The following is a 16,181-nucleotide window of genomic DNA, read 5'->3' on the forward strand; positions in this document are numbered from 1 at the left end:
AGCAGATTTCGTCCGGGCTCTCCTCGGAACAAAGCGGGCGGTCGCCGGTTTCAAGGGGTATGACCGACGACACAGCGTTCAAGGACTTCCTCGCGGCCCGTCGCCACGGCGTCCTGGCCACGATCCGCCGCGACGGCCGGCCGCAGCTGTCGACCATCACCCACCTGTACGACCCGGAGTCGAACACGATCACGGCGTCGATCACCGAAACCCGGGCGAAGGCGAAGAACATGCGCCGCGACCCCCGGGTGACCTACCACGTCGGGAGCGAGGACGGCTGGAGTTACGTCGTCGCCGAGGGGCGCGCCTCCCTCACCGCGCCGGCCGCCGCGGCCGACGACGAAACGGTGGAGGCGCTGGTCGCCTACTACCGGCGCGCGGCGGGCGAGCACTCCGACTGGGCCGAATACCGCTCGGCGATGGTCGCCGACCAGCGGGTGGTGCTGACCATCCACATCGACAAGCTCCTGGGTCTCGTCCGCTGACGCTGCTCCGATCCGGCCGGATTCGAAACAAAATTTCCGCACTGCGGACTGGCCGGGCTTACGATGAGGCCATGAGCAACGAAGCTTTGGTCACCCGGCTCCGCGACCTGCTCGGCAAGAACGCCGTGCTCACCGACACCGACGTCACCGCTTCCTACGCCCGCGACATGATGCCGCTGGCACCGTCGGGCACGCCGCTCGCCGTGGTGCTGCCCGCGAACGTTGCGGAGGTGCAGGCGGTCGTCAAGGCGTGTGCCGAGGCCAAGGTGCCGATCGTGCCGCGCGGGGCGGGCAGCGGCCTGTCCGGCGCGGCCAACGCCATCGACGGCTGCGTCACACTGTCGCTGACCAAGCTGAACGAGATCGTCGAGATCGACCCGGGCAACCGGCTGGCGGTCGTCCAGCCGGGCGTGGTCAACCTGGACTTCCGCAACGCGGTGGAGAAGCACGGGCTGTTCTACCCACCGGACCCGTCGAGCTACGACTGGTGCACGATCGGCGGCAACCTGTCGACCAACGCGGGCGGCCTCTGCTGCGTGAAGTACGGCGTGACGACGGATTCGGTGCTCGGCCTGGAGGTCGTCCTGGCGGACGGGTCGTTGCTGAAGACGGGCCGCCGGACGGTCAAGGGCGTCGCGGGCTACGACCTGGCCCGGCTGTTCGTGGGCAGCGAGGGCACGCTGGGCGTGATCACCCAGGCGACGGTCCAGCTCAAACCGCTGCCGCAGGCCCCGGCGACCCTGGTCGCGGGCTTCTCGACGACCGAGGCGGCCGGCGAGGCGGTGGCGCGGGTGGTGCGCGAGGGCCTGGTGCCGTCGTTGCTGGAGATCATGGACGCGTCCTCGATCAAGGCGGCGGAGGCGTACCTGAAGACGGACCTCGGCGCGGGCTCGGACTGCCAGGCGCTGCTGCTGGGCCAGTCGGACGCGGGCGGCGAAGTCGCGCGGCGCGAACTGGCAGCCCTGGAGCAGATCTGCGTCGACTGCGGCGCGGACCTGGCGTACACGACGGAGGACCTCGAAGAGGGGCGGATGCTCCTGCAGGCCCGCCGGGTGGTCCTGACGGCCCTGGAGACGTACGGCCAGTGGCTGACGGACGACGTCTGCGTGCCGCGGACGCGGATCGCGGAGCTGATCCGTGGCTGCGAGAAGATCAGCGCGGAGGTGGGACTCCGGATCGCCGTGGTCGGCCACGCGGGCGACGGCAACATGCACCCGACGATCGTTTACCAGCCGGACTCCCCGGACGAGTTCGCGCGGGCGCAGCGGGCGTTCGACGAGATCCTCGAGGTCGGGCTGTCGCTGGGCGGGACGGTGACCGGGGAGCACGGGGTGGGGAAGATCAAGCGGGAGTGGCTGGCCCGGGAGATCGGCCCGGTGGGGCTGCGGGTGCACCAGGAGATCAAGCGGGCCCTGGACCCGGAGAACCTGTTCAACCCCGGCTCGATGTTCTCGATGACCTAGACGAGTGATGCGAAGCATCGCCCAACGCCTCCTCGCGTTGACCGCCGCCATCTGGCACAACCGCGCCACCGGCCAACCCGTCACCGATCCCTGACCGCCTACGACCGCTGAGCGAGTTACGCATTACTCGTCTAGTTGGCACCGTGCTCGTCACGTCGACGTCGGCCGAAGTCGAAGTGCCCGCGCTCGCTGGACGCAGTCCACCTCGCGACCGCACACGCCGGGTTCGGCACTCAGCTCACGGCTTTTGTCACCTACGACAAACGCCTGCTGGCCGTGGCCGAGGCGATGGGGCTGCCGACCGACAGCCCGGGCGCGGACATCAGTCCTTGATGCGCGGAATCCGCTGCGTGACCTCGGGATCCGCCTCCGCGACCGCCTTCTTCTCGCGCCGCGACTTCAGGAACTCCAACCCGATCGGGACCACCGACACCAGCACGATCAGCACGAAGATCGCGTCGACGTTGTTGCGGATGAACGAGATGTTGCCCAGCAGGGAGCCGAGGATCGTGATGCCCGCGGCCCAGAGGATGCCGCCGATCACCGTGTACGTGAAGTAGCGCTTCGGGTCCATGCGGCCGATGCCCGCGATCCACGTGATGAACGTGCGGACGAACGGGACGAACCGGGCCAGCACCACGGCCTTCGGGCCGTGCTTGTCCAGGAACTCGTGCGTCTTGTCGACGTACTCGCGCTTGAAGAACTTCGAGTCCGGGCGGTTGAACAGCTTCGGCCCCACGAAGTACCCGAGGTAGTAGCCGACCACGTTGCCGAGCAGGGCGGCCACCGTCACCAGCACGCAGACCAGCCACAACGGCGCGTCGAGCGTGCCGTTCGCGATGAACAGGCCCGCCGTGAACAGCAGGGAGTCACCGGGCAGCACCGGGAAGATGCTGCTCTCGATGAAGATGATCAGGCACAGGACCGCGATGACCGGCGTCGTCAGGCCGCTCAGCAGGTGCTGCGGGTCCAGCCATGACGGCAGCAGCGACATCGTGTTGACCGTGCTCTGGGCGAGAATCACCTCAAAAACGGTACAGGGTCACCCTGAGTCGTTACTGAGACCCGGTCAGACCAGCGTCAGCAGGCCCACCACGGACCCCGCGGCCAGTCCCAGCAGCACCGCCAGCAACAGGATCCAGTACGCGGGCAGCTGCGCCGACGAGCGCGTCGGGGCCGGGGGGCGTGGGGCGTACGCCGTGGGTGCCTCGGCGTCCAGGGCCGCTCGTTCGCGCTCCAGTGAGTCCGCGCTCGCCCCCGACAGCAGGCCGTACGCCGAGGGGAGCTCGTTGATCGCGCTGGTCGGAACCGCTTCCGTGCTCGGCTCGGCGGCAGGCGGCGACGGCGGTGGCGACGCCTGCGGGGCGAAGACGGCTTGCGCGCGAAGGGCGTCCGCCAGCAGCTGCTCGGGGTCCTTCGGCTCGCTCATCTCCGCCCGTCCGCTCGCAGAAAACCTATGTGCTCAAGGTAGCCGTTCCCACCTCGGCGACCCATTCTCCCCGGCGCACCACCTTCGCCGGCCGCAGGTCCTGGTCGAGGACCACGATGTCGGCCTGGTAGCCGGAGCACAGCATCCCGGTGCGGTCGGCGATGCCGAGCAGCTCCGCGGGCCGTTGCGACGTCGCGTGCACCGCGTCGAGGATGCCGAGTTTCGCACCCCCGACCAGATTGCGGAAGGCGGTGTCCATCGTCAGGGTGCTGCCGGCCAGCGAACCGTTGTCGGCGAGGGTGGCGACGCCGTCGTGCACGTCGACCTCGAGCCGGCCCAGCGTGTAGCGGCCGTCCGCGGCGTCGGTGGCCGACATCGCGTCGGTGATCAGGACCGTCCGGTTCCGGCCCGCGTGCCTGGCCGCCAGCCGCACCACCGTCGGGTGCAGGTGGACCAGGTCGCAGATGAGCTCGATGGTGATGCGCTCGTCGTCCAGCAGCGCGCCGATCGGGCCGGGCTCGCGGTGGTGCAGCGGCCGCATGCCGTTGAACAGGTGGGTCGCGACCGTCGCGCCCGCGTCGATCGCCGGCAGCAGCTGCTCCTCGACGCCGTCGGTGTGCCCGATGGCGGCGATGACACCGGATTCGGCGAGCTGGCGGACCGCCTTAACGCCGCCGTGCAGCTCGGGCGCGATGGTGACCATCCGGATCGCGCCCTGGCCCGCGCGCAGCAGCTTCTCGACGGTGCCCGTGTCCGGTTCGAGCAGCGTTTCCGGATCGTGCGCGCCGCAGCGGGCCCGGGAGATGAACGGCCCCTCCAGGTGGATGCCCGCGACCTCGCCGTCCTGGACGAGCTCACGCAGCGCCGCAACCTGCTCGCGCAGGATGTCCACCGGGTCGGAGACCAGGCTGGCGAGCATGGTGGTGGTGCCGTGACGGCGGTGCGCTCGCACCGCCGTCAGGAGTTCCTCGGGATCCAGGGAGGTGAACGAAGCACCTCCCCCGCCGTGGCAGTGGGTGTCGATGAACCCGGGCACGACCAGTGCCCCTCCGACGTCGACGTGGTCGCCCGACGGCGGGGTCCCGGAACCCACGCCGGCGATCCGCCCGTCGGAGACGGCCACCCAGCCGTCGTCGAGTAAACGGTCCGGGGTTGCGACCCGGCCGCCCATGATCACGAAATCTCCGGCGCCTCTCACGCCCCCCAGCATATATTGGTCTGGACCAAGCATGGTGATACGACTCAGTGATCGGAATGGTCCACCCGGGTCACTGTGGGGTCTGCATGGCCTTCTGGAGTGCCTCGAGCGCCCGGCTGGCGGTCGACTTGACGGTACCCTTGGAAATGCCTGCGGCCTCAGAGATTTCGGCCTCGCTCAGCCCGCCGTAGTACCGCAGCACCAGCACTTCGCGCTGGCGGGGCGGCAGCTTGGACAGCGCGCTGACCACCGCCTGGTGCTCGCTGGAGAGCATCGCGAGGCTCTCCGCGGACCGCGCGTTGACCGCGTGCGGCGGCACGTACTCGCGGGCGGTCTTGCGGCGGCGCAGCACGCTGCGCGACCCGTTGACCACCGCGGTGCGCAGGTAGCCGACCGCGGCCGCCGCGTCCCGGAGCCGGCCCCAGTTGCGGTGCAGGCCGGTGAAGGCCTCCTGGACGACGTCTTCCGCCGTCGCGGGCTCGTCGACCAGCAGAATCGCCAGCCGGACCAGCCGCATGCGGTGCTGGCGGTAGAGGTCTTCGAGGGTCAGTGGCGCGGCGGTCTGCGCCGGGGCCGGACCGTCCATGACCCGCAGGTGGCCGAGGGTCGCCTCGACGCTGCGTTCCGCATTGCCCTCGAGCATGAACCCCTGCCTGTTCTCGACCCCGGTTTGCACGGTGTGCCGCGTCAGCAGGTTCACGGTATTCACAGCGCTCACACAGGTACTGACGCACGCCCAGCCTATCGGGTTCAGATGCCGGTGCCACAGATCGGCCGCTGGTACAGAACTGTGACGCGGGTAGCGTCGGGTTCGTCCCGCCCGTCCGACCCCCGGAGATCCACATGGCCTGGTTCCTCGTCGAAATCACCTACGTCCAGGAGAAGATGCCGGACGTCCGGCCGCGTCACCGCGAGTTCCTGGCGAAACTGGCCGGCGAGGGCCGCGTCGCGGTCGCCGGGCCGCTCGGCGACGGCACCGGCGGCGTCACGCTGTACCAGGCGGACGACGAGGCGCACCTCAAGGCGACGATCGACCAGGACCCGTACTTCCTGGAGGGTGTCATCGCCGAGCGCAGCGTCCGCGAGTTCAAGCCGGTGATCGGCGCCTGGCTGCCCGCGGAGTCATAGGTCGAGCACGGTGGTGCCGCGGTCGACGCAGACCCGCACGGATCCGCCGCCGGCCGCCGGCACCGCGCACGTTCCGCAGAAGCCCTGCCGGCAGGAGTACGGCGTCCCGGGGCGCGCCTCGCGCAGGACATCGAGCGCGCTCCGGTCGCCCGGCACCTCGAGAACCAGGCCTGACCTGCGCAAAGTCAGCCGGAACGGCCGCCCGGCGACGATCGGTGGCGGGGCGAACCGTTCGAAGTGGACGGCCGCGGTCCGGGCCAGGTCCATGCGGACCCCGGTGATCATCGGCACCGGCCCGCAGCAGTACACGGACGCACCCTCGGGCATCCCGGCGAGCAGTTCGGCGCCGGACGCCGGGATGCCGAACTCGGAGTCCGGGCGGATCCACACGCGGTCGTCGGCCGGCAGCTCGCCGAGGAACGGCATCGACGCGCGGCTGCGGCCGGTGTAGACCAGCCGCCAGTCCGCGCCTGATTCAACACAGCGGCCGACCATCGGCAGGATCGGCGTGATCCCGATGCCGCCGGCGACGAAGAGGAACGGCCCGTCGCCGACGAAGGGGAACGCGGTCCGCGGGCCGCGGACGGTGAGCTCTTGACCGGGCCGGAGTGCGTGTACTTCGGCCGAGGCGGCGCCGATCTTCCGGACGGCGATCCGGTAGTGCGAGCGGTCGGCGGGGTCGCCGCAGAGGGAGTACTGCCTGGTCAGGCCGGACGGGAGGACGAGGTCGACGTGCGCGCCCGGGCGCCAGGAGGGCAGTGGACGGCCGTTCGCGAGCCGCAGGCTGACGACACCTTCGGCCTCGGGGCGGATCGTTTCGACGACCAGTGAAAGGTCTCGGTCCACCGCGCGGACGGGTGGGCGCCGCCGTCCGCTGAACTGCGACAAGCGACGGTAAACGCCCACGACACCCACCAAAGTGGACATCAGGTGGTCGGTGCGCGCGCTGCCGTCCAGCCGGGTGGGCCGGCCGAGGGTCACCCCGCCGCCCGGGCCGCGGGGGAACTCGCCAGGTACGCCACCGCCTGCTCGGTGTTCCCCGTCTCGGACGGGTGGTACGCCCTCCGGAAGTACGGCCGGATCTCCCGCGCCAGCTCCCGCCCGGTCGGCAGCAACCCCCGCTTCGCCGCCCGCCGGTACGCCCGCAGCGAGGCCCGGCCCGGACGCTCCGGGTCGTTGCGCATCAGGTACCGCGTCCCCCGCAGGAACACCCAGGCCAGCACCGGCGTCACCGCCGCCATGCTGCGGACCCGGCGCCCGTACCGGCCGTCGAGGTGCATGAACACGTCGAACGCCACCGACCGGTGCTCGACCTCCTCGGCGCCGTGCCAGCGCAGCAGGTCCAGCATCACCGGGTCGGCGCCCGCCTCCGCCAGGGGCGCGTCGAGCACCCACTGGCCGAGGAACGCCGTGTAGTGCTCGATCGCGGCGATGATCCCGAGCCGCTCGACCAGCCACTCCTCGGCGGCCGTTCCCGTCAGGTCGCGGTCGCCGAGCAGCCGCCGGAACAGCCACTCCATCTGCGCCACGAACGGCCGCACCCGGATGCCCGCCGCTTCCAGGTGGGCCGCCGCGCCGTCGTGGGCCTCGGCGTGGACCGCCTCCTGGCCGATGAAGCCGAGGACGTCCTCGGCCAGCCGCGGGTCGCGGATCAGCGGCAGCGCCTGTTTGAACACCTCGACGAACCAGCGCTCGCCCTCGGGCAGCGCCAGGTGCAGCACGTTGATCGTGTGCGTGGCCTGCGGTTCGCCGGGGATCCAGTGCGACGGCAGCGCCGCCCAGTCGAACTTCACGTCCCGCGCGTGCAGGACGAGCTGCTCGTCCGGCGAGGTCATGACGAGCGGCCGGAGAGCTCGTAGTCGGCCGGGTCGACCTTGCGGGTCTCCAGCCAGTAGCGCCAGGTGAAGCCGGGCCAGATCGTCCGGTTCACGCCCTGGGCGTCGAGGTACCAGCTCTTGCAGCCGCCCTGCGTCCAGACGCCCTTGACCAGCTTGTCCTGGATGTCCCGCTGGAACTCGTCCTGCACCCCCGGCCGGACGTCCAGCGCCGCGGCGCCGCGCGAATCGGCGAGCTTGATGGCGTCCACGACGTACCGCGACTGCGATTCGATCATGAACACCACCGAGTTGTGGCCGAGGGCGGTGTTCGGGCCGAGCAGGAAGAACAGGTTCGGGTAGCCGGACACGGTGATGCCCTTGTGCGTCCGCATGCCCTCGCTCGCCCACTCCTTGGCGAGGTTGCGGCCGTCGACGCCGGTGATGTCGAGGTACTCCAGCGCGTCGGTCACCTTGAACCCGGTGCCGTAGACGATCGCGTCGACCTCGTGCTCGACGCCGGCCGCGTCGACGATCGAGTGCGCCCTGACCTCGCGGATCCCGTCGGTGACGACGTCGACGTTCGGCCGGCCCAGCGCCGGGTAGTAGTCGTTGGAGATCAGGACGCGCTTGCAGCCCATCGTGTAGCCGGGCGTGACCTTCTTGCGCAGCGCGCGGTCCTGGATGCCCTTCGCGATGTTGCGCTTCGCGATCAGCTCACCGGCCTTCATGATCGCCGGGTGGCCGTTGAAGCCGATGGCGCGCGCTTCGAGCAGCCAGTACAGCGCGTTGCGGTACAGGCGCTGGGTGCCCGGGACGCGCTTGAACAGCGCCTGCGCCCACGACGGCATCGCGTGGTCGGGCTTCGGCATGATCCACGGCGGCGTCCGCTGGAACAGCGTCAGCTCGGCGACCTCCGGGGCGATCTTCGGGACGAACTGGACGGCGCTGGCGCCGGTGCCCACCACCGCGACCTTCTTGCCGCGCAGGTCGTAGTCGTGGTTCCACCGCGCGGAGTGCCAGGCCGGGCCCTCGAAGTTCGCGATCCCCGGCAGCTCGGGGATCTGCGGGATGTGCAGGCCGCCGACACCGGAGACGAGGAACTGCGCGACGAACTCGCGGCCGTCCCTCGTCGTCGCCGTCCAGCGGCGCTCGCGCTCGTCCCAGTGGGCGCCGGTGAGCTCGACGCCGAAGCGGATCTTCTCGCGCAGCCGGTACTTGTCCGCGACCCCCTTGAGGTAGTCGAAGATCTCCGGCTGCGGCGAGAACGACCGCGACCAGTCCGGGTTCTGCTCGTACGAGAACGAGTACATGTGCGACTGCACGTCGCACGCGCACCCGGGGTAGGAGTTGTCGCGCCAGGTGCCGCCCACCTCGGCGGCCTTCTCCAGGATCACGTAGTCCCGGATGCCGGCCTTTTCGAGCTGGATCGCCTGGCCGAGCCCGGAGAACCCGGTGCCCACGATCACGACCTTGAACCGCTCGGTCATCTGTCGGCCTCCGCTGCGTCGAGTTGGCTGCCCAGAAGACGTTACCTCAGGTAACAGTTACTTGGAAGTACCGGCTACTGATCAGTACGCCCCGCCGAGCTTCGTGTGGTCCCAGCTGACGACCTTGGTCGCGCGGAAGATCAGCCCGACGCGTTTCGCGGCCTGACCTGCGATGAAGGCCTGCAGCTCGGCCGGTGCCGGGTCACCCGGCTTGGCGCCGGAGTAGCGCTGCATCAACGCCGTCCCCATCCGGGTGACCTCTTCGGTGTCCTCGACGATCTCGACGTCGGCCTCGAACGAGACGCCGCGGAGCTTCTCGTAGCTGTCGCCGTCTTCGACCAGCACAGTCGCCTCCGGCAGCCGCCGGAGGTTCTTCGCCTTCTGAGACGTGCCGTACGTCCAGGTCGCGACGCCGGCTTCGTGCGGGAAGTACCAGAGCGGCGCGAGGTGCGGGCGGCCGTTCGGGCCGACGCTGGCGACGTTGATGACCTTCTGCCCGGCGAGGTACGCGCGGACCTCGTCCTCGGTCATCCTGATCTGGTCGCGACGGGACATCTTCACCCCTTGGTGGCGGCCCGGCCGCCGTGGCCGGTGACCGCCGACTCGAACGCGCCGCGGGCCTCGATGTCGGCGAGCGCGGCCTTGTCCGCCGAAGGTACCCGGCTGCGGGAGCCGATTTCGATGATCGGCGGCAGGAACGCGCGGAGCAGCTTGAGGCCGCCGACCCAGCGCGGCACGTGGATGGTCCGGGCGCGCTTGAGGATGCCGGCTTCGAGGTCGTCCAGGGCGACGTCCAGCGGGTACGTCTTGCCGATCAGGCCGGGCATCGACGCGCGGAGCTTGCCGAACACCGGGTGCGCGTCGGCGCTCTCGACGAGGTCGGTGCGGATCCACGTCGGGTGCGCGACGCCGACCTTGACGCCCAGGTGGGCGACCTCGGCGCGCAGGCTGTTGGAGAAGGCTTCGACGCCGGCCTTCGCGGCGGCGTAGTTGGCCATGCCGGGCGCGTGCGTGATCGCGGCGAGGCTCGAGATGGCGAGCAGGTAGCCCTTGCGCTCGATGACGTGCGGGAGCGTGACGCGGAACGTCCGCCAGACGCCGAGCAGGTCGACCTCGATGACCTTCTCGAACGCGGCGCGGTCGACCGAGCGCACGAAGCCCGCGGTCGCGATGCCGGCGTTCGCGATGACGATGTCGATGCCGCCGAAGTGCTCGACAACGCCCTTCGTCGCTTTTTCGAGGGCATCCCAGCTCGTGACGTCGGCTTCCCAGGCGTGCGCGTTGGGTCCGATGCGGTCGGCGACCTTCTTCTGCTCCTCGGCTTCGAGGCCGACGAGGGCGACCTTGGCGCCGCGCGCGGCGAGCCGCTCGGCCAGGCCGGCGCCGATGCCGCGGGCGGCGCCGGTGATCAGCACGACCTTGCCGTCGACCTTCTTGGTGCCGCTCAACAGCGAAAACGGGTTGGCCACGGTGCCCTCCTAGACGTCACTTGAGGGCACCGTACCTCAACTTACCCGCAGTAAGCTACCCGAGAGTAGTCAGGCTTCGCTCAGTGCGGCGAGCTCGGCGTCGCTCAACTCGAGGGCCACCGAAGCGGTCAGGTCGGCGAGCTGCTCGGGCGTCCGGGCGCTGGCGAGCGGGGCGGCGACCGTCGGCTGCCGCCGCAGCCAGGCGAGCGCCACCGTGGCGACCGAAACCCCGTGCGCGGCCGCGACTTCGTCCAGCGCGGCGAGCACGCGCTCGCCCCCGGCGTCCAAATAGGACGCGGCGCGGGCGGCGCGCGGGCTGTCGCCGGTTTCGTCCTTGGTGCGGTACTTGCCGGTGAGGAACCCCTTCGCCAGGGCGAAGTACGGCAGCGTGGCCAAGCCTTCCCGGGCGACGACCGGGGCGAGGTCGCGCTCGTAGTCCCGCTCGACGAGGTTGTAGTGCGGCTGCAGCACGGCGTACCGCGCGAACCCGTTCTGGTCCGAAATGGACAGTGCTTCGGCGAGCCGCTCGGCGGTGTGGTTCGACGCGCCCAGGTAACGGACCTTGCCCGCGCGGACCAGCGCGTCGAACGCGCCGAGCGTCTCTTCGAGCGGCGTGTCCCGGTCGTCGATGTGGGCGTAGTAGAGGTCGATGTGGTCGGTTCGCAGGCGCCGCAGCGAGTCCTCGGCCGCGGCCTGGATGTTCTTCGCCGACAGCCCCGGCCGCTCCGGCCACCCGCCGACCTTGGTGGCCACGACGAAGTCGGCGCGCCGGCCGCGCGCGGCCAGCCAGCCGCCGAAGATCTCCTCGGAGCGGCCGCCCCCGCCGTAGAGGTCGGCGGTGTCCACGAAGTTGCCGCCGGCCGCGGCGTAGGCGTCGAGCACGGCGTGGGACTGCGGCTCGTCGGCCGTCCAGCCGAAGACGTTTCCGCCGAGGTTGAGGCCGTAGACGTCGAGGTCGGTGTTGCCCAGCTTGGTCATGCTCCCGACGTTAGCCTTCCCGCGTCGTGGGAACCGGGAGGAAAACCGGGACTTCGTGCGTTGGGGTGTTCTATGGCTATCGAACTGGGCAAGCTCGGGATCTGGCGGTACCACGCGAACGTCGACGCTGCGTTCGCCGCGGAGGCGGAGAAGCTCGGCTACGGCGCGATCTGGCTGGGCGGCTCGCCCGGCGCCGGCGACCTCGCGTCCGTCGACGACCTGCTCGCGGCGACCGATTCGCTGGTCATCGCGACCGGCATCGTGAACATCTGGCAGGACGAACCGGCGTCCGTCGCGAAGGTGTACGAGCAGCTCGCGGGCAAGTACCCGGACCGCTTCCTGCTGGGCGTCGGCGCGGGCCACCGCGAAGCGACGAAGGAGTACAAGAAGCCGTACGCGGCGCTGGTCGACTACCTGGACGGCCTGGACGCGGCGGGCGTCCCGGTTTCCGGTCGCGCTTTGGCGGCGCTGGGGCCGAAGGTGGTCGAGTTGTCGGGCTCGCGCACGGCGGGTGCGCACCCGTACCTGACGACGCCGGAGCACACCCGCTCGACCCGCGAGATCCTCGGTGCGGGGCCGCTGCTGGCGCCGGAGCACAAGGTCGTCCTGTCGACCGACGCCGACGAGGCCCGCGCGATCGGCCGGAACACCGTCAAGTACTACCTCGGGCTGTCGAACTACGTCGCCAACCTGCGGAAACTCGGCTTCGCGGACTCCGACTTGGAGGGTGAGGGCAGCGACCGCCTGGTCGACGCGCTGGCGCTGCACGGCGACGCGGCGACGATCGCCCCCGGCCTGGCGGCCCACATCGAGGCGGGCGCGGACCAGGTCGTGGTCCAGGTGCTGAACGAGGACCCGTGGCCGGCCTACCGCGCGCTGGCGTCCGAGCTGCTGTGACCTCCGTCCCGGCCGCCGGTGCGCCCGGCGGCCGGACACCCTCCTTCTGAACCGATCCGACGTGCGGGAAAGTTTCTGTGCGGGGACCGGTGTGCGGCGGCGGTACACCTCGTACGATGCGGTCGGGACCACCCTGTGCCAAGGAGGAGTAACGATGCCCATCGCCACCCCCGAGGTCTACGCGGAGATGCTCGACCGGGCCAAGGCGAACGAGTTCGCCTACCCGGCCATCAACGTGACCTCGTCCGAGACCGTGAACGCCGCCATCCGCGGGTTCGCCGAGGCGGAGAGCGACGGCATCATCCAGTTCTCCACCGGCGGTGCGGAGTTCGCGTCCGGCCAGAAGGTCAAGGACATGGTCGTCGGCGCGACCGCGCTGGCGGAGTTCGCCCAGGTCGTCGCGGCTCGCTATGACGTGAACGTGGCGCTGCACACCGACCACTGCCCGAAGGACAAGCTGGACGGCTTCGTCCGCCCGCTGATCGAGATCTCGGCCGAGCGCGTGAAGAACGGCCAGAACCCGCTGTTCCAGTCCCACATGTGGGACGGCTCGGCGATCGACCTCGACGAGAACCTGGACATCGCCCAGGAGCTGCTGGCCAAGACGGCGGCGGCGAAGATCATCCTCGAGGTCGAGATCGGCGTCGTCGGCGGCGAAGAGGACGGCGTCGAGGCGGAGATCAACGAGAAGCTGTACACGGCCGAAGGCGACTTCCTGAAGACGATCGACGCGCTCGGCTCCGGCGACCGCGGCCGCTACCTGCTGGCGGCGACGTTCGGCAACGTCCACGGCGTGTACAAGCCGGGCAACGTGAAGCTCCGCCCGGACGTGCTGAAGGGCGGCCAGGAGGCGGCGTCCAAGAAGCTGGGTCTCCCGGAGGGCTCGAAGCCGTTCGAGCTGGTCTTCCACGGCGGTTCGGGCTCGCTCCCGGAGGAGATCCGCGAGGCGGTGTCGTACGGCGTGGTGAAGATGAACGTCGACACGGACACGCAGTACGCGTTCACCCGGCCGATCGTGGACCACTTCTTCAAGAACTACGACGGAGTGCTGAAGATCGACGGCGAGGTCGGGAACAAGAAGGTGTACGACCCGCGCTCGTACCTGAAGGCCGCTGAGGCCGGCATGGCGGCCCGGGTCGTCGAGGCCTGCCAGGCGCTGGGCTCGGCGGGGACGAAGCTGAAGTAAGTCTTCACGTACGGAGGGGCCGACACGGTGAGTGTCGGCCCCTTCGTCGTGTTCAGACCTCGACGATTTCCAGCAGGCTCTCGAGACCGCGGAAGTCCTTGGCGTTGCGGGTGTACAGCGGCAGGCCGTGCACGGAAGCGATCGCCGCGATCATCAGGTCGAGCCGGCGGGGACGGGGTGAGCGCCCCGCGGCCATGGTCAAGGCCGCCAGCGTGCCGTACCGGGCCGCCGCCGCGCCGTCGAACGGCAGTGGGGTGAACTCCACGATCGCCGCTCCCAGCTGCTCGTTCCGCACGGCTCGCTCGGCGGGGTCCGTCGTCATGGCGACACCTTGGTGGAGCTCGGCCAGGGTCACCGCGGTGATCTCAGGGAATTCCGGCAACACCTTCGGGTCCAGCGAAGCGAGCTCGATGTACGTGCAGGTGTCGAGTACGCCGGTGGCATGACGATCAGTCACGCCGCGGCTCCCAGGGGTTGTCCTCGTCGCCGAGCCGATCTTCGCTGCCGAAGTACTCGTCCGCCTCCCGGCGCACGGCGGCCGCGCTCACCCGGGGCAGGCGCTGGTGCCGTTCGACCAGTTCCTCCGCCGTGAACCGCTTCCGGCGGGGCAACGGCCGCACCTCGGCGATCTCCACGCCGTTGCGCGTTACGTGGTAGGTCTCGCCCGCCTCGACCGCGTCCATGACGGCGGCCGAGCTGTTGCGGAATTCGCGCTGGCTGATGACCTTCACGACACCACTGTAGCGCGGTGTAGCACCTGGTGCTACACCGTTACCCGCCTCGCGGACCACCGGCGCGAAGCCGGGCCGGCCGCTGCCCACAGCGCGAACACGCCGGCCAGCACCACCGCCGCCGTCCAGTACGCCGCGGGCGGGGCCGACTCCGTGTGCGCGTCACCCAGCACCCACGGCCGGAACTGCGACTGCAGCCAGAACGTCCCGTACCCGAACGCCGTCACCAGCAGCGCGCCCGCCGCCGCGCGGACGACGCCGTTGCTCATCGCGAACGCCAGGTCCACCGCCAGGCCCACGAACAGCAGGTAGAACGGCACCGTCGACACCGGGAACCCCAGCCCCAGCAGCAGCGGCCACATCACCGACCGGTAGGCCACGTACGCCAGCGCCACCGAGGTGGCCGCCCATCGGAACCCCAGCGTCCGACGTGCCAGGACCAGGATCAGCGCCATCACCCCGACGCCCCACAGGGGATACACCCACGAAGGGATCGGCATCGTGAAGTGCAGCACCGCCGTCCGGTCGACCGGGTGGCCGATCTGGTTGGCCGCGAAGTCCAGCAGCGACTTCTCCGCCTCCGGTTCGCCGCGTTCCCACGCGCGCAGGCCCAGGATCCCGTACTCCTGCTGGCCGTTCGGGAAGAACGTGTTCTCCAGGAAGAACGCCCACAGGCCCAGCAGCACGCCGGTCCGGAAGCGGCCCGGCGGGGACAGGCGCAGCCAGCCCAGCAGCACGCCCGCCTGCATGATGCCCGTGCCCAGGTACAGCATCATGTGGGACGGGCTCCACGCCGTGAGGTCGAGGCCGTTGACGCGGTGGTTGATCACGTCCAGCGGCGCCGCCACCAGGAACGTCAGCAGGCCGATCTGCATCAGGCGCAGCGACCGCTTGTCGCAGCCCAGGCCCGTGTAGCTGTGGATCGCCACCAGCACCACGATGATCACCGTGCCGACCGTGTTGATCAGGTGCGGCGGTGCCAGGTCGTCGCGCAGCCACTTGAAGTGCCACGACATGTCCCACGACGAGCCCAGCAGCTTGAACGCGAACGCCGTCAGCCACATGCCGTAACAGAACCGGAGCACCCAGTCCGGGGTCGGCTGCCCGGGGGCGCCGCGGTGCCAGTGCCGCGTGAAGAACAGCCGCGTCTTGCCTATCGGGCTGCGCGGGATCACGTCCACCGGGACGTCGACTGCCTTGGCCATGCCGGACATCATGGCCGGTCATGGTCACGAGTGGGCCAAGACCGTGGCAAAGGACGCGAAAATCCGGGTTCACCCCTACGGGTGGCGGACTTGCCTCCAGAGGGCGCGGGTTGGCATGGTGTGCCGCCATGATGCCGAAACGAGTTGTCGCGGGCGTGCTGGTCGCCGCCCTGCTGCTGGCCGGGGCCGGGGTGCTGGGGAGCCTCTTCCTCTAGAGGCAGAATGGGCGGCATGACGCACAACCTGCTCGGCCCCGAGCCGACGCTGCTGCCCGAGCACACCGCCGCCCAGGCCGCGCTCGACGCCGGGACCGACCCGGCCACCGTCGCCGCCGAACACCCGGACTACAGCGAGGCGTGGGCTTCGCTGGCCGAAAACGCCCTGGAGGCGGGCGAGACCGTCGCCGCGTACGCCTACGCCCGGACCGGCTACCACCGGGGCCTGGACCAGCTGCGCCGCGCGGGCTGGAAGGGCTTCGGCCCGGTGCCCTGGTCGCACCGCCCCAACCAGGGCTTCCTGCGCGCCCTCGCCGTCCTCGGCAAGGCCGCCGGGAAGATCGGCGAGGCCGAGGAGTACGACCGCTGCCGCACCTTCCTCGCCGACTCCGACCCCGCCGCCGCGGAAGCCACCGGCCTCAAGTGACCCACCCGTGGGGGGGGGGGGGTGGGGGTGGGGGGCGGGGGGCGCGACCTCCACGAGCGGCAGGGC

The 16,181-nt window shown here is 70.3% G+C and carries 19 protein-coding genes and 1 pseudogene; 7 read left to right on the plus strand and 13 right to left on the minus strand.

Annotation, left to right across the window (positions count from 1 at the left end):
- The first annotated feature begins 59 nt into the window (after positions 1 to 59).
- From ABZW17_RS15630 to ABZW17_RS15640, 3 genes and pseudogenes are all read left to right on the plus strand, one after another.
- Positions 60 to 485 carry a PPOX class F420-dependent oxidoreductase gene (locus ABZW17_RS15630; RefSeq protein WP_354813755.1) on the plus strand — a complete coding sequence of 142 codons (426 nt, stop codon included), beginning with the start codon at positions 60 to 62 and terminating at the stop codon, positions 483 to 485.
- Between the two features lie 71 nt (positions 486 to 556).
- Positions 557 to 1,948: an FAD-linked oxidase C-terminal domain-containing protein gene (locus tag ABZW17_RS15635; RefSeq protein ID WP_354813757.1), complete on the plus strand. Its 1,392-nt coding sequence runs from the start codon at positions 557 to 559 to the stop codon at positions 1,946 to 1,948.
- 183 nt (positions 1,949 to 2,131) lie between these two features.
- Positions 2,132 to 2,281, plus strand: a pseudogene (locus ABZW17_RS15640) (VapC toxin family PIN domain ribonuclease); the annotation flags it as partial.
- Here ABZW17_RS15640 and ABZW17_RS15645 read toward each other — a convergent pair.
- The 4 genes from ABZW17_RS15645 to ABZW17_RS15660 form a co-directional block, all read right to left on the minus strand.
- Positions 2,271 to 2,972 (minus strand): VTT domain-containing protein, encoded by a 702-nt coding sequence (locus ABZW17_RS15645; RefSeq protein WP_354813759.1) that lies wholly within the window; start codon positions 2,970 to 2,972, stop codon positions 2,271 to 2,273. The pseudogene ABZW17_RS15640 and the gene ABZW17_RS15645 overlap by 11 nt on opposite strands.
- Positions 2,973 to 3,017: 45 nt before the next feature.
- Positions 3,018 to 3,377, minus strand: coding sequence for a hypothetical protein (locus ABZW17_RS15650; RefSeq protein ID WP_354813760.1), 360 nt, complete (start codon positions 3,375 to 3,377; stop codon positions 3,018 to 3,020).
- Between the two features lie 25 nt (positions 3,378 to 3,402).
- The gene (gene nagA / locus ABZW17_RS15655) at positions 3,403 to 4,554 is read right to left on the minus strand and encodes an N-acetylglucosamine-6-phosphate deacetylase (RefSeq protein WP_354813809.1); all 1,152 of its coding nucleotides are present in this window, start codon (positions 4,552 to 4,554) and stop codon (positions 3,403 to 3,405) included.
- 91 nt (positions 4,555 to 4,645) lie between these two features.
- Positions 4,646 to 5,218 (minus strand): SigE family RNA polymerase sigma factor, encoded by a 573-nt coding sequence (locus tag ABZW17_RS15660; protein WP_033262965.1) that lies wholly within the window; start codon positions 5,216 to 5,218, stop codon positions 4,646 to 4,648.
- A 200-nt stretch (positions 5,219 to 5,418) separates the two neighbouring features.
- Here ABZW17_RS15660 and ABZW17_RS15665 point away from each other — a divergent pair, with 200 nt between their 5' ends.
- Positions 5,419 to 5,703: a YciI family protein gene (locus ABZW17_RS15665; protein WP_354813761.1), complete on the plus strand. Its 285-nt coding sequence runs from the start codon at positions 5,419 to 5,421 to the stop codon at positions 5,701 to 5,703.
- On the opposite strand, the gene ABZW17_RS15670 is transcribed toward ABZW17_RS15665, so the two are convergent.
- The 6 genes from ABZW17_RS15670 to ABZW17_RS15695 form a co-directional block, all read right to left on the minus strand.
- The gene (locus tag ABZW17_RS15670; RefSeq protein WP_354813763.1) at positions 5,698 to 6,684 is read right to left on the minus strand and encodes a PDR/VanB family oxidoreductase; all 987 of its coding nucleotides are present in this window, start codon (positions 6,682 to 6,684) and stop codon (positions 5,698 to 5,700) included. The genes ABZW17_RS15665 and ABZW17_RS15670 overlap by 6 nt on opposite strands.
- Positions 6,681 to 7,538: a metal-dependent hydrolase gene (locus ABZW17_RS15675; protein WP_354813765.1), complete on the minus strand. Its 858-nt coding sequence runs from the start codon at positions 7,536 to 7,538 to the stop codon at positions 6,681 to 6,683. The genes ABZW17_RS15670 and ABZW17_RS15675 overlap by 4 nt, the downstream gene beginning before the upstream one ends.
- Positions 7,535 to 9,007 carry an NAD(P)/FAD-dependent oxidoreductase gene (locus tag ABZW17_RS15680; protein ID WP_354813767.1) on the minus strand — a complete coding sequence of 491 codons (1,473 nt, stop codon included), beginning with the start codon at positions 9,005 to 9,007 and terminating at the stop codon, positions 7,535 to 7,537. Before ABZW17_RS15680 ends, ABZW17_RS15675 begins: the two co-directional genes overlap by 4 nt.
- An 81-nt stretch (positions 9,008 to 9,088) precedes the next feature.
- On the minus strand, positions 9,089 to 9,562 hold the full coding sequence (locus ABZW17_RS15685) for a pyridoxamine 5'-phosphate oxidase family protein (RefSeq protein ID WP_354813769.1): 474 nt from the start codon (positions 9,560 to 9,562) through the stop codon (positions 9,089 to 9,091).
- 2 nt (positions 9,563 to 9,564) lie between these two features.
- Positions 9,565 to 10,476: an SDR family oxidoreductase gene (locus tag ABZW17_RS15690; RefSeq protein WP_354813771.1), complete on the minus strand. Its 912-nt coding sequence runs from the start codon at positions 10,474 to 10,476 to the stop codon at positions 9,565 to 9,567.
- 69 nt (positions 10,477 to 10,545) lie between these two features.
- The gene (locus ABZW17_RS15695; RefSeq protein WP_354813773.1) at positions 10,546 to 11,454 is read right to left on the minus strand and encodes an aldo/keto reductase; all 909 of its coding nucleotides are present in this window, start codon (positions 11,452 to 11,454) and stop codon (positions 10,546 to 10,548) included.
- A 72-nt stretch (positions 11,455 to 11,526) separates the two neighbouring features.
- On the opposite strand from ABZW17_RS15695, the gene ABZW17_RS15700 reads away from it, so the two are divergent.
- Positions 11,527 to 12,351: an LLM class F420-dependent oxidoreductase gene (locus ABZW17_RS15700; RefSeq protein WP_354813775.1), complete on the plus strand. Its 825-nt coding sequence runs from the start codon at positions 11,527 to 11,529 to the stop codon at positions 12,349 to 12,351.
- Between the two features lie 154 nt (positions 12,352 to 12,505).
- Positions 12,506 to 13,537 carry a class II fructose-bisphosphate aldolase gene (gene fbaA / locus ABZW17_RS15705; protein WP_354813777.1) on the plus strand — a complete coding sequence of 344 codons (1,032 nt, stop codon included), beginning with the start codon at positions 12,506 to 12,508 and terminating at the stop codon, positions 13,535 to 13,537.
- A 52-nt stretch (positions 13,538 to 13,589) separates the two neighbouring features.
- Here fbaA and ABZW17_RS15710 read toward each other — a convergent pair whose 3' ends face one another.
- Genes ABZW17_RS15710 through ABZW17_RS15720 form a run of 3 tightly spaced genes read right to left on the minus strand, consistent with a single transcriptional unit; the run spans position 13,590 to position 15,473 of the window.
- Complete coding sequence (locus tag ABZW17_RS15710; RefSeq protein ID WP_354813779.1) at positions 13,590 to 13,994, minus strand: type II toxin-antitoxin system VapC family toxin; 405 nt, start codon at positions 13,992 to 13,994, stop codon at positions 13,590 to 13,592.
- On the minus strand, positions 13,987 to 14,268 hold the full coding sequence (locus tag ABZW17_RS15715) for a PhdYeFM domain-containing protein (RefSeq protein WP_354813781.1): 282 nt from the start codon (positions 14,266 to 14,268) through the stop codon (positions 13,987 to 13,989). The genes ABZW17_RS15710 and ABZW17_RS15715 overlap by 8 nt, the downstream gene beginning before the upstream one ends.
- Before the next feature lie 32 nt (positions 14,269 to 14,300).
- Positions 14,301 to 15,473, minus strand: a complete 1,173-nt coding sequence (locus tag ABZW17_RS15720; protein WP_354813783.1) for a hypothetical protein — start codon at positions 15,471 to 15,473, stop codon at positions 14,301 to 14,303.
- A 231-nt stretch (positions 15,474 to 15,704) separates the two neighbouring features.
- Here ABZW17_RS15720 and ABZW17_RS15725 point away from each other — a divergent pair, with 231 nt between their 5' ends.
- Positions 15,705 to 16,115, plus strand: coding sequence for a DUF3151 domain-containing protein (locus tag ABZW17_RS15725; protein WP_354813785.1), 411 nt, complete (start codon positions 15,705 to 15,707; stop codon positions 16,113 to 16,115).
- The last annotated feature ends 66 nt before the right edge of the window (positions 16,116 to 16,181 follow it).

Source organism: Amycolatopsis sp. NPDC004625, assembly GCF_040609695.1.
In the GTDB taxonomy this organism is placed as follows: Bacteria; Actinomycetota; Actinomycetes; order Mycobacteriales; family Pseudonocardiaceae; genus Amycolatopsis.

What these genes read in the sequence shown, in the direction of transcription:
- ABZW17_RS15630 (WP_354813755.1), top strand. Translation starts at nt 60, where the DNA reads ATGACCGACGACACAGCGTTCAAGGACTTCCTCGCGGCCCGTCGCCAC.
- ABZW17_RS15635 (WP_354813757.1), top strand. Translation starts at nt 557, where the DNA reads ATGAGCAACGAAGCTTTGGTCACCCGGCTCCGCGACCTGCTCGGCAAG.
- ABZW17_RS15650 (WP_354813760.1), bottom strand. Translation starts at nt 3,377, where the DNA reads ATGAGCGAGCCGAAGGACCCCGAGCAGCTGCTGGCGGACGCCCTTCGC.
- ABZW17_RS15660 (WP_033262965.1), bottom strand. Translation starts at nt 5,218, where the DNA reads ATGCTCGAGGGCAATGCGGAACGCAGCGTCGAGGCGACCCTCGGCCAC.
- ABZW17_RS15665 (WP_354813761.1), top strand. Translation starts at nt 5,419, where the DNA reads ATGGCCTGGTTCCTCGTCGAAATCACCTACGTCCAGGAGAAGATGCCG.
- ABZW17_RS15675 (WP_354813765.1), bottom strand. Translation starts at nt 7,538, where the DNA reads ATGACCTCGCCGGACGAGCAGCTCGTCCTGCACGCGCGGGACGTGAAG.
- ABZW17_RS15680 (WP_354813767.1), bottom strand. Translation starts at nt 9,007, where the DNA reads ATGACCGAGCGGTTCAAGGTCGTGATCGTGGGCACCGGGTTCTCCGGG.
- ABZW17_RS15685 (WP_354813769.1), bottom strand. Translation starts at nt 9,562, where the DNA reads ATGTCCCGTCGCGACCAGATCAGGATGACCGAGGACGAGGTCCGCGCG.
- ABZW17_RS15695 (WP_354813773.1), bottom strand. Translation starts at nt 11,454, where the DNA reads ATGACCAAGCTGGGCAACACCGACCTCGACGTCTACGGCCTCAACCTC.
- ABZW17_RS15700 (WP_354813775.1), top strand. Translation starts at nt 11,527, where the DNA reads ATGGCTATCGAACTGGGCAAGCTCGGGATCTGGCGGTACCACGCGAAC.
- fbaA (WP_354813777.1), top strand. Translation starts at nt 12,506, where the DNA reads ATGCCCATCGCCACCCCCGAGGTCTACGCGGAGATGCTCGACCGGGCC.
- ABZW17_RS15720 (WP_354813783.1), bottom strand. Translation starts at nt 15,473, where the DNA reads ATGGCCAAGGCAGTCGACGTCCCGGTGGACGTGATCCCGCGCAGCCCG.
- ABZW17_RS15725 (WP_354813785.1), top strand. Translation starts at nt 15,705, where the DNA reads ATGACGCACAACCTGCTCGGCCCCGAGCCGACGCTGCTGCCCGAGCAC.